Consider the following 10700-nt stretch of genomic DNA (forward strand, 5'->3'; position numbering starts at 1 on the left):
AGACCAAAGGGCGGTCTGTTTTTTTGTGATCTAGTACTTAGGTTTATGCTTACCTGACTCGATTTCGTCCATGTAGTGACATGCGGCTAGGTGGCCTTCTTTCATGTAATCCTCGGCTTTTAGCTCCGGTGTGTCTGTTGTACACAGGTCTGTAGCAAATGGACAGCGAGTGTGGAAACGACAGCCTTCTGGAGGATTAATAGGTGAAGGTACGTCCCCTTTTAAAATTACTCGTTCTTTCTTTTTGCCTGGTTCCGGTACAGGAATGGCTGAAAGTAGAGCTTTCGTATAAGGGTGCTGCGGGTTATCGAAAACCGACGTTTTATCACCGATTTCTACGATGCGTCCAAGGTACATAACGATAACTCGATCAGAAATATGACGGACAACCCCTAAGTCATGAGAAATAAATAAATACGTTAATTTAAATTCACGTTGTAATTTCTTTAATAAGTTTATGACCTGTGCTTGAATTGAAACGTCAAGCGCTGAAACAGCTTCGTCACAGATGATTAGTTTCGGATCAACAGATAATGCACGAGCAATTCCGATACGCTGACGCTGACCGCCACTGAACTCGTGCGGGAAGCGATCAATTTGGTGAGGTCCAAGACCGACCGTTTCCATTAGTTCACGAATTTTATCGTTGCGTTGTGATTTTGGAACAACATTTTGGATCTCTAACGCTTCATCTAAGATTTGACGTACTGTGTGACGTGGATTAATCGATGCATAAGGATCTTGGAAAATGATCTGTAGATCTTTACGCTTTTTACGCATTTGCGCTTTATTTAATGACAACAAGTCATCACCGTCAAAAACAACTTCACCAGATGTAGGCTCATCAAGACGAAGAATAGCACGTCCTGTTGTTGATTTACCGCAACCAGACTCCCCTACGATACTTACTGTTTCCCCTTCGTAGACATCAAATGTTACACCATCCACGGCTTTAACATGGTTAACAGTACGACCTAACATTCCACCTTTAATCGGGAAGTATTGTTTTAAATCTTTAACTTTCAGTAGTTCTTTTTTCATACACATTCACCTCCGGATCGCCATCCCACTCGTCTGAGTAGATCCAGCAACGAATTTGGTTCCCATTTTCATCTTCTTCAAGTTCAGGAAGACGATTTACACAGATGTCACTTGCATACGGACAACGTGGTGAAAAGCGGCAGCCTATAGGCATATCAGCAGGGCTTGGAACAGCACCTTTAATAACTGATAACTCTTCATCTACTAAATCAACATCATGACGCGGCAACGAGTTGAGTAGTCCAACTGTATAAGGATGTCTTGGATTACGGAATAGTTCACCAACAGATGCGTACTCGACGACTTTCCCACAATACATAACAGCGACATAGTCACATGTTTCAGCTACAACGCCTAGGTCATGTGTGATCATAATAATAGACATGCCTAAACGATTTTGAAGATCCTTCATTAACTCTAAAATTTGCGCTTGAATCGTCACGTCTAACGCTGTTGTTGGCTCATCAGCAATTAATAACTCTGGGTTACAAGCTAAGGCCATCGCAATCATAACACGTTGACGCATTCCCCCTGAAAGCTCATGCGGATATTGGTGAACACGTTTTTCAGGAGAAGGGATTCCAACTAGTTTTAACATTTCAATGGATCGCTCAATTGATTGCTTTTTATTTAATTTCTCATGAATTTGAAATGATTCACCAATTTGTTGACCAACAGTATAAACAGGATTTAACGAGGTCATTGGCTCTTGGAAGATCATTGAAATTTCATTTCCACGAATTTTTCTCATTTGTCCTTCTGTTTTTTCAAGAAGATCTGTTCCTTTAAATAGAACTTGACCACCCACAACTTTACCTGGGTTTTGAATAAGTCTGAGAATAGAAAGTGATGTAATACTCTTACCAGAACCAGACTCACCAACAACTCCTAGTGTCTTTCCTTTCGGCACAGAAAAGTTGACACCATCGACAGCTTTCACCTCAAAGTTTTCGGTGAAAAACGACGTGCGGAGGTCACGAACTTCAAGAATCGATTCAGTCTTGTTATCGATCTTTGTCGTCATAAGGTTTCACACCTTTCGCATTTTAATATTCAATTAATTCAAATCAATTCGTTTATTTAAGAAGCGATACGCTATATCTACAAGTAAATTTACGGCTACGAATATTAATGAGAATACAAGGACTGTTCCTTGTACGATAGGGAAGTCACGTGCACGAATAGCATCAATGATTAAACGTCCCATCCCGTTAACGGCAAATACCATTTCTGTTAGAACGGCGCCACCAAGCAATGAACCAAATTGAAGACCAACAACCGTTACAACTGGAATCATCGCATTTTTTAAAGCATGACGATAAATAACAACTTGTTCTTTAACCCCTTTAGCGCGGGCTGTACGGATATAATCTTGTCCAATAACTTCAAGCATACTAGAACGTGTCATACGAGCAATAATTGCTGCTCCAGCTGTTCCTAACGTGATAACTGGTAAGACAATTTGTTGCCATGAGCCCCAACCAGAAGCCGCAAACCAACCGGTGTTAATCGGCCCTATATCAAACCCAATCGCAAACCATTGAATTAACATAAGTCCAAGCCAGAAGTTAGGCATCGATAAACCAAATAATGCAACAATCATAATAGCAACGTCAGTAAATGTATAATGCTTTGTCGCTGAAATGACACCAGCAATTAATCCGATAAATACACTTAATATCGTACTGTATATAGCTAGCTCAACGGTTACCCAAAAACGTCCTGATATTTCTTGAGCAACTGGACGACCACTACGGATCGAATTTCCAAGGTCACCTTGTACGGCACCCGAGACATATTTTGCATATTGAACAGGGATTGGTTCATTTAATCCAAGCCTTTCACGCATTTGTTCTATTTGAGCTGTAGAAGCACTTTCACCTGCCATAATTTGAGCTGGATCACCAGGAATGAGGTGCATCAAGCTGAATGTTAAGATAGTAACACCAATTAAGACCGGAATCGTCTGGATTAGACGTCTTATGATAAATGTAAACATGTTTTCGCACCTCTTTTCTAGTTTTTCATTTTAGGGTCTAACGCATCTCGTAAGCCATCACCAAAGATATTGAAGGCTAGTACAACAATTACAATTGCGACACCAGGGAAGAAGGCAACATGGGGTGCATCCCACATATAGTTTCGCCCTCCACTTAACATAGCTCCCCATTCTGGCGTAGGTGGTTGAGCACCCATACCCAAAAACGAAAGGCCACTGGCTGTTAAGATGGATGTTGCAATACTTAATGTTCCTTGAACGATTAATGGAGAAGTTACATTAGGTAAGATGTGTTTAAAGATAATTCTCGCATCACTTGCACCTAATGCTCTCATCGCATCAATATACTCTAGTTTACGAACGGCAAGCGTAGATCCACGTACGATACGTGCGAAAACAGGGATAGAGAAAATACCAACAGCAATTATAACGTTATTTAAGCTTCCGCCTAGCACACTAACAATTGCTAAGGCAAGTAAGATACCAGGGAAAGCAAGTAAAATGTCCATCACACGCATGATGACAGTGTCCACCATTCGACCGTAATATCCAGAAATGATTCCCAGAAATACACCAATGGTTGCACCGATTAATACAGAAAAGAACCCTACATATAAAGTGATCGACATCCCATGAATAATACGACTAAAAATGTCACGACCGTGATGGTCTGTTCCAAACCAATGTTCAGCTGATGGACTAGCTAATTTATTAACGTGGTTTTGGACATTTGGCTCATATGGTGTAAATGATGGTCCTAATGTCGCAACTAATATAAAGAAGATAATGAGAATGCCACCGACCATAGCTGCTTTATTTTTACGTAATTTCTTGTAAAAACTCATCCATCTTTGAGCAGTTGGGCTAGGAGGCCGACTTGATGTTTCAGCGTTATTAATACTTTGTTCGCTCATAACATACACCCTTTCTTTTTTATTATTTTTTTATATCTCCACCTTGTGATAAAGTCAGAAAATTCGACCTTATTCGACAAGATAAATACTATTTCACAAATTCTAATTATAACATGCTGAGCGGTATTTACAATGACAATGTTACTATTGGAATATAATGATACTACTAATCTTGCAAACGCTGTCGAGTTTTCAGTGTTATCTTAAACCACTATTATCAGAAAAATTTCACTTTGTTGAACAGTCTGTCAAGTTTTCTAGCAAAGTAATTTTCAGAAAAAAGGACTTGTATTCTTTATTTTCTTGCGATATAGTAATATTGGTTTTAAAACAAAGACTAATAAACTAAATAGGGGGTATTTTTTGATGAAAATGTCAAAAAATTCGTTTTTCTTTTTGGCTCTTTTGTTAGCGTTCAGCGTATTCATGGCTGCATGTGCTAGTGAGCCAGATGCAACTCCTGCTCCTGCAGAAGGAGAAGAAGAGGCAGAAGGTACTGAAGGTACAACTGAAGGCGGAGAAGGTGGCGATCTAGTAATTGCTAACTTATCTGATGCTGTTGCGCTTGATCCACATGGTTCAAATGACACTCCATCAAGTAATGTTGCTCAAAACATTTACGAAGCACTTGTAGAGCAAGATGAAAACATGGACCTTCAACCTGGATTGGCAGAAAGTTGGGAAATGATTGATGACTTAACATGGGAGTTCTACCTTCGTGAAGGTGTTAAATTCCATGATGGTTCTGATTTTACTGCTGACGTTGTAAAAGCTAACTTAGATCGTATCCTTGATCCAGATGTTGCTTCTCCTCGTCAATTTATCTTTAATATGATCACTGATGTAGAAGTAGTAGATGAACACACAGTTCGTATTACAACTGAGTTTCCTTTCGCACCACTTCCTGCACACCTTGCGCACAATGGTGGTGGTATGATCTCTGGTGATTTAATTGCTGAAGATTATGAAGCAATGGAAGGTGGCGCTGATCCAGGAAGTAAGATCAGTGAAAGCCCTGTAGGTACTGGATACTTCAAGTTTGATTCTTGGACTCCTGGTACTGAAATTAAATTAGTACGTAACGAAGATTACTGGGGCGAGAATGCTAAGCTTGATTCTGTAACATTCAAAGTAGTTCCAGAGGATTTAACTCGTATTGCTGAGCTAGAAACTGGTGCAGCTCACATTTCTGATCCACTAAGTCCTTCTGATGTTTCACGTGTAGAAGGTACTGATGGTATGTTTGTTAACCGTCAGCCAAGTGTTTCATTATCTTATATTGGTTTCAATGTAGAAAAAGAACCTTTTGATAACCCATTAGTTCGTCAAGCGATCTCTAAGGCTATCAATAAAGATGCAATCATCGAAGGAATTTACGATGGTGCTGGTATTCCAGCTATCGGTCCTTTAGCTCCAGATGTATTTGGTTATGATGATTCTGTTTCAGGTCTTGAATATAACGTAGAAGAAGCTCAAGCTTTATTAGCTGAAGCTGGTTATGAAGATGGTTTCTCAACTACTCTTTGGACAAATGATAACCGTGAGCGTATTGACGCTGCTACTTTCGTTCAAGCTGAGTTAGAAAAAATCGGTATTGACGTTAGTATCGAAGTTGTAGAGTGGGGTGCTTACCTAGAGAATACTGCTAATGGTGAGCATGATATGTTCGTTCTTGGTTGGTCTACTGTAACAGGTGATGCTGACTATGGTATGTATGCATTATTCCACTCAGAAAACCACGGTGAGCCTGGTAACCGTACATTCTTAAGTAATCCTGAACTTGATGAGCTTTTAGATCAAGCTCGTCAAAATGCAGACCCAGAAGAGCGTGCAGCTCTTTATAAAGATGCACAAGAAATTCTCGTTGATGAAGCTCCAATGCTATACATTCACCACCAAGAGTTCCTTTTAGGTGTTAGTGATAGTGTACAAGGTCTATGGCAGCATCCAACTGGAATCCTTATGCTTCAAGATGTAACTCTACAATAGTAGGGAGTGGCAGCTTACTCGAATGAGTGAGCTGCTTTTTTAGGTTAGGAAAGTGTAAAGGATAAATTTCCATGTGTATTTCATCTAAGAAATACGTTTTTTTTTTAAAACACTTGTCTTTTTCATGTAAGTTGTTTTATAATGAATTTTGTCAGTAACGCGGAGGAATACCCAAGTCCGGCTGAAGGGATCGGTCTTGAAAACCGACAGGCGGGTTAAACCGCGCGGGGGTTCGAATCCCTCTTCCTCCGCCATACATAAAAATGTTACACTACCAGAGATGGTAGTGTTTTTTGTTTGATAAGTTTTTATCTTGGTACAAAGTGGAGTGAAACAAGTGAGTATCGATGAAAAATGGATGAAAGTCGCATTAGAGGAAGCTAGGAAAGCTGAAGCGATTGGTGAGGTTCCTATTGGAGCTGTTTTAGTTAGGGATGGAGAATTGATTGCGGCTGCTCACAATCGAAGAGAAACCGATCAACAAGCTTTAGCGCATGCTGAACTCGCTGTTATTAAGGAAGCTTGTCGAAATTTAGATAGTTGGCGTTTGCTTGATTGTACACTTTATGTCACGTTAGAACCTTGTCCGATGTGTGCGGGGGCGATTGTTCAATCACGTATAAAAAAAGTAGTATTTGGAGCTCCTGACCCAAAAGCTGGTTGCGCTGGAACGTTAATGAATCTTTTAGATGAACCTAGGTTTAACCATCAAACAGAAGTTGTTTCTGGTTGTCTTGAAAATGAGTGTAGTACGATCCTTACAGTTTTCTTTCGTGCTTTGCGCCAAAGAAAGAAGCTCTCTAAATAGGGAATTGTATTTTCCAGTTTGTTACTGTTGCATTTTTAGGACAAACCATCTATACTAGGAAATGCGTCGATATGACGCGCTAACAATGTTATTAAATTTGCCGTGCTAGGTGGGGAGGTAGCGGTGCCCTGTACTCGCAATCCGCTGTAGCGAGGCTGAATCCCCTCTTTAGGTTTTGTCACCGCAGGGTCTGCCCTAAGTAAGTGGTGTTGACGCTTGGGTTCCACGCAACGGAAACCCATGAACCCTGTCAGGTCCGGAAGGAAGCAGCAGTAAGTGGCCCCTTCCGTGTGCCGTGGAGTCGCCTGGGCCGAGCTAACTGCTTAGGTAACGCCTGTGGTGGCATTATCAACAGAGGGTGCACGGTATCAATTTTATATAAAAAGCAACTACGTAAATGTAGTTGCTTTTTTGTTTTTTTGAAATCAGTGATTATTTCCTGGGTCTGCCCTGTAATTACCTGATATCTTACTTTAAAAAATGAGTTTCAGTCGCTATAATAGAAGAGAGTGTTTAAAAAGAGGAGGAAGTGGGAGTGGGCTATCAAGCGCTGTATCGTGTATGGAGACCACAACAATTAAAAGATGTTGTTGGACAAGAACACATAACGAAAACGTTACAAAATGCATTACTACAACAAAAATTATCCCACGCTTATTTGTTCTCCGGTCCGCGCGGTACAGGTAAGACAAGTGCGGCTAAAATTATTGCAAAGGCGATCAATTGTGAAAAGGCCCCAGTTGCGGAACCTTGTAATGAGTGTTCAGCATGCAAGGGCATAACTTCTGGAGCAATTGTTGATGTGATTGAAATTGACGCGGCCTCTAATAACGGTGTCGATGAAATTCGAGACATTCGTGATAAAGTGAAATTTGCACCGAGTGAAGTTCGCTATAAGGTGTATATTATAGATGAAGTACATATGTTATCTACGGGTGCTTTTAATGCGTTATTAAAAACACTTGAAGAGCCGCCTGGGCATGTGTTATTTATTTTGGCTACAACTGAGCCTCACAAAATACCACTAACGATTATTTCTAGATGTCAACGGTTTGATTTTAAACGGATCACAAACCAAGCGATTGTTTCTAGAATGCAATTCATTCTTGAGCATGACTCTATCATCGCTGATGAAGATGCCCTTTTTATGATTGCTAGAGCAGCAGAAGGTGGCATGCGAGATGCATTGAGTTTATTGGACCAGGCTATTTCATTTGCTGATGAAAGTCTTAAGTTAAATGATGTGCTCGCTGTAACTGGTGCTGTGTCACAACAGGCGCTAACAAATGTCGTTTCTTCTATAGAAGAGGGGGATACATTAGCGGCACTTAGTCAATTAGAGCAACTCTTGCAGGACGGAAAAGATCCAAATCGTTTTGTCGAAGATTTAATTTACTACTTTAGGGATTTGCTCCTTTTTAAAAATGCTCCTAAGGCAGAAGATCTGTTGGAGCGTGCCAAAGTAGATGAACATTTTAAGGGGTTAGCTAGCAGGGTGGATGTTCATTGGTTGTATGCGGCCATTGAATCTTTGAATGAAAGTCAACAAGAAATGAAGTGGTCTGCGCATCCGAAAATCTTTTTAGAACTTGCTTTGTTAAAGTTAGTGAATCAAAAAGAGAGTAATGTCGTAGCATCAAGTTCTCCATCTTCAACTGAAGTGGAGGAATTAAAAACGAAGATCGCTTCACTTGAAAAGAAACTAGAAAATGTTCAAGTTGGTAATATCGTTACTCAAACAGAAGAAGGTCAAGCTCCTAAACAAAGAAGAGTAAAGAAGGCTCCTGCACAAGCTCGGAGTGGTGCAGCTAGGGTAAAAGAAACGTTAAAAGAAGCTGATAAGCGTCAATTGCAATTGGTCACTTCTAGATGGGGTGACGTAATGGAACGGATAAAAGTAAAGAGCGTTCCGGCCCATGCGTGGTTAAGTGATTGTAAGCCGGTAGCCTCTTCTGCATCTACAGTGGTCTTGGCGTTCCAAAATGAAATGCATCGTGATATGATGGATACAAAGTTTCGAGAAGTTTTAGAAGCAATCATTCAAGAAGCTCTGAATGGGCAGTCAACGTTTGCTACTCTTCTTCAAGCGCATTGGGAACAGGTGAAAGAGGATTATGTAGCGGAACAAAAAGGCTCCACTAAAGAAGAGGAAGGAAGCAATTCTTTAGTGGACGAAGCAGTAAAGCTAGTTGGTGAGGATTTAATTGAATTTAGTGATTCGTAAAATACGGGAGGTTTTTATTGATGAAAAACATGGGTAATATGATGAAGCAAATGCAAAAAATGCAAAAGCAGATGGCGAAAGCGCAAGAGGAGTTGAAAGAGAAAACGGTTGAAGCGACAGCTGGCGGTGGAATGGTAAAGGTGGTTGCTAGTGGAGATAAGCGTATTTTAGATGTGACTATTTCAGAAGATGTGGTTGACCCAGATGATGTAGATATGTTGCAAGATCTTATTTTAGCTGCTACTAATGAAGCGCTGAAAAAAGTGGATGAGCTAGTAGAGCAAGATATGGGTAAGTTCACTAAAGGAATGAATATTCCTGGAATGTTCTAGGAGGGGACAAGTTGCAGTATCCTGAACCAATAGCTAAGTTAATCGAAGGATTTATGAAATTGCCAGGTATCGGACCTAAAACGGCTAGCCGCCTGGCTTTTTTTGTTTTAGATATGAAGGAAGACGATGTTCTTGATTTTGCTAAAGCATTAGTTAATGCGAAACGGAATCTAACTTATTGTTCCGTGTGTCATAATATAACCGACACAGATCCTTGCCGGATTTGTGAGGATCAACATCGAGATAAATCTTTAGTTTGTGTTGTCCAAGAAGCAAAAGATGTTATAGCGATGGAAAAGATGAAGGAGTATCGCGGTGATTACCACGTACTCCAAGGAGCAATTTCTCCAATGGATGGAATTGGACCTGAAGATATAAAGATTCCTGAACTGTTGAAACGACTTCAGGATGATACGATACAAGAAGTAATTATCGCAACCAATCCAACGATTGAGGGAGAAGCCACGGCGATGTATATTTCGAGACTTGTAAAACCGACGGGGATCAAAGTAACTCGAATTGCTCATGGGCTTCCGGTCGGTGGTGACCTAGAGTATGCTGATGAAGTTACACTTTCAAGGGCTATCGAAGGGCGACGAGAATTGTAATATCGTATGTTAGAATGTTTTTTTATTAAATAGATTACAGGATAAGGTGGATTGTATCTTGTTTCGTAAAAAACAAAAACTTCGTAAACAGGAAAACGCTCATTTATTTAAGTATCTTGAAGGACAGAAAGAAAAGCTCGATAGTGAAAAGCAACTTATTCAAAGAAGCATTGATCCATCTGATGATGTGTTAAACAGGGCAAAAGTATCAGAGGCTGTTTATTCATTCTTGTTAAGAGAGGCAAGAAACCAAAAGGTGAGTAAGAACGAACTGCGCTAAGTAGTTTGTTCTTTTTTTGTGTTTGTCAGCATAAGAATCAATAAGACAAGCTTAAATGAGGTGAAAAAATGGATCCGATCGTTTTAATTTCTATACTTGCGGGGTTGGTAGTCATTCTACTAGTAGTTGGAGCTCCGTTAAAGCCGGTTCGTTTTTTGGGGAATGTGGTTGTCAAAGTAGTAATAGGTGCACTTATGCTTTTTTTTGTAAATGCATTTGGGTCTTTCGTTGACTTTTATATTCCGATTAATGGAATAACAGCGGCTGTTTCTGGTTTACTAGGTGTGCCAGGTGTTGTTCTTCTTATTGTCATTAAACAGTTTATTCTTTAATGGGGGAAAAAGTTCAACCTTTAATTGGACTGTTACGTAAGCAGTTCATTTTTTTTGTCTTTTTTTATTTTATTGTTGCATTATTAATTAGGTGTGTGGTATATTATTTCTTGTCGCCAAAACGATTTGAAAAGCAAATAAAAAAACAATTTGACATTACATTTTGTTTTTGA

General features: G+C 39.9%; 11 protein-coding genes, 1 tRNA gene and 1 other RNA gene. 9 read left to right on the plus strand and 4 right to left on the minus strand.

Annotation, left to right across the window (positions count from 1 at the left end):
* Positions 1-30: 30 nt before the first annotated feature.
* The 4 genes from LQ50_RS23690 to LQ50_RS23705 are packed head-to-tail and all read right to left on the minus strand — an operon-like array spanning position 31 to position 3954.
* Positions 31-1041 carry an ABC transporter ATP-binding protein gene (locus tag LQ50_RS23690; protein WP_202595414.1) on the minus strand — a complete coding sequence of 337 codons (1011 nt, stop codon included), beginning with the start codon at positions 1039-1041 and terminating at the stop codon, positions 31-33.
* On the minus strand, positions 1016-2065 hold the full coding sequence (locus tag LQ50_RS23695) for an ABC transporter ATP-binding protein (RefSeq protein ID WP_034634144.1): 1050 nt from the start codon (positions 2063-2065) through the stop codon (positions 1016-1018). The genes LQ50_RS23690 and LQ50_RS23695 overlap by 26 nt, the downstream gene beginning before the upstream one ends.
* A gap of 33 nt (positions 2066-2098) precedes the next feature.
* Entirely contained in the window at positions 2099-3040 is a 942-nt protein-coding gene (locus tag LQ50_RS23700; protein WP_034634145.1) for an ABC transporter permease, read from the minus strand.
* A 17-nt stretch (positions 3041-3057) separates the two neighbouring features.
* Entirely contained in the window at positions 3058-3954 is an 897-nt protein-coding gene (locus tag LQ50_RS23705; RefSeq protein WP_034634146.1) for an ABC transporter permease, read from the minus strand.
* Between the two features lie 366 nt (positions 3955-4320).
* Here LQ50_RS23705 and LQ50_RS23710 point away from each other — a divergent pair, with 366 nt between their 5' ends.
* From LQ50_RS23710 to LQ50_RS23745, 9 genes are all read left to right on the plus strand, one after another.
* Positions 4321-5943 (plus strand): glutathione ABC transporter substrate-binding protein, encoded by a 1623-nt coding sequence (locus LQ50_RS23710; RefSeq protein ID WP_034634147.1) that lies wholly within the window; start codon positions 4321-4323, stop codon positions 5941-5943.
* A gap of 161 nt (positions 5944-6104) precedes the next feature.
* Positions 6105-6197: transfer RNA gene (locus tag LQ50_RS23715), tRNA-Ser, on the plus strand.
* 83 nt (positions 6198-6280) lie between these two features.
* Positions 6281-6751 carry a tRNA adenosine(34) deaminase TadA gene (gene tadA / locus LQ50_RS23720; RefSeq protein ID WP_152608285.1) on the plus strand — a complete coding sequence of 157 codons (471 nt, stop codon included), beginning with the start codon at positions 6281-6283 and terminating at the stop codon, positions 6749-6751.
* Positions 6752-6851: 100 nt separating this feature from the next.
* Positions 6852-7117: signal recognition particle sRNA large type (gene ffs / locus LQ50_RS24700), an RNA gene on the plus strand.
* A 169-nt stretch (positions 7118-7286) separates the two neighbouring features.
* A complete protein-coding gene (gene dnaX / locus LQ50_RS23725) occupies positions 7287-8975 on the plus strand; it encodes a DNA polymerase III subunit gamma/tau (RefSeq protein WP_034634148.1) in 1689 nt (562 codons plus the stop codon).
* Between the two features lie 20 nt (positions 8976-8995).
* The gene (locus tag LQ50_RS23730; protein ID WP_034634149.1) at positions 8996-9307 is read left to right on the plus strand and encodes a YbaB/EbfC family nucleoid-associated protein; all 312 of its coding nucleotides are present in this window, start codon (positions 8996-8998) and stop codon (positions 9305-9307) included.
* An 11-nt stretch (positions 9308-9318) separates the two neighbouring features.
* Complete coding sequence (gene recR, locus LQ50_RS23735; RefSeq protein WP_034634150.1) at positions 9319-9915, plus strand: recombination mediator RecR; 597 nt, start codon at positions 9319-9321, stop codon at positions 9913-9915.
* 58 nt (positions 9916-9973) lie between these two features.
* Positions 9974-10195 carry a YaaL family protein gene (locus tag LQ50_RS23740; protein WP_237563788.1) on the plus strand — a complete coding sequence of 74 codons (222 nt, stop codon included), beginning with the start codon at positions 9974-9976 and terminating at the stop codon, positions 10193-10195.
* Positions 10196-10263: 68 nt separating this feature from the next.
* Positions 10264-10527, plus strand: coding sequence for a pro-sigmaK processing inhibitor BofA family protein (locus LQ50_RS23745; protein ID WP_034634151.1), 264 nt, complete (start codon positions 10264-10266; stop codon positions 10525-10527).
* The last annotated feature ends 173 nt before the right edge of the window (positions 10528-10700 follow it).

Source organism: Halalkalibacter okhensis, assembly GCF_000787375.1.
Lineage (GTDB): Bacteria > Bacillota > Bacilli > Bacillales > Bacillaceae_D > Halalkalibacter > Halalkalibacter okhensis.

What these genes read in the sequence shown, in the direction of transcription:
- LQ50_RS23690 (WP_202595414.1), bottom strand. Translation starts at nt 1,041, where the DNA reads ATGAAAAAAGAACTACTGAAAGTTAAAGATTTAAAACAATACTTCCCG.
- LQ50_RS23695 (WP_034634144.1), bottom strand. Translation starts at nt 2,065, where the DNA reads ATGACGACAAAGATCGATAACAAGACTGAATCGATTCTTGAAGTTCGT.
- LQ50_RS23700 (WP_034634145.1), bottom strand. Translation starts at nt 3,040, where the DNA reads ATGTTTACATTTATCATAAGACGTCTAATCCAGACGATTCCGGTCTTA.
- LQ50_RS23705 (WP_034634146.1), bottom strand. Translation starts at nt 3,954, where the DNA reads ATGAGCGAACAAAGTATTAATAACGCTGAAACATCAAGTCGGCCTCCT.
- LQ50_RS23710 (WP_034634147.1), top strand. Translation starts at nt 4,321, where the DNA reads ATGAAAATGTCAAAAAATTCGTTTTTCTTTTTGGCTCTTTTGTTAGCG.
- LQ50_RS23730 (WP_034634149.1), top strand. Translation starts at nt 8,996, where the DNA reads ATGAAAAACATGGGTAATATGATGAAGCAAATGCAAAAAATGCAAAAG.
- LQ50_RS23745 (WP_034634151.1), top strand. Translation starts at nt 10,264, where the DNA reads ATGGATCCGATCGTTTTAATTTCTATACTTGCGGGGTTGGTAGTCATT.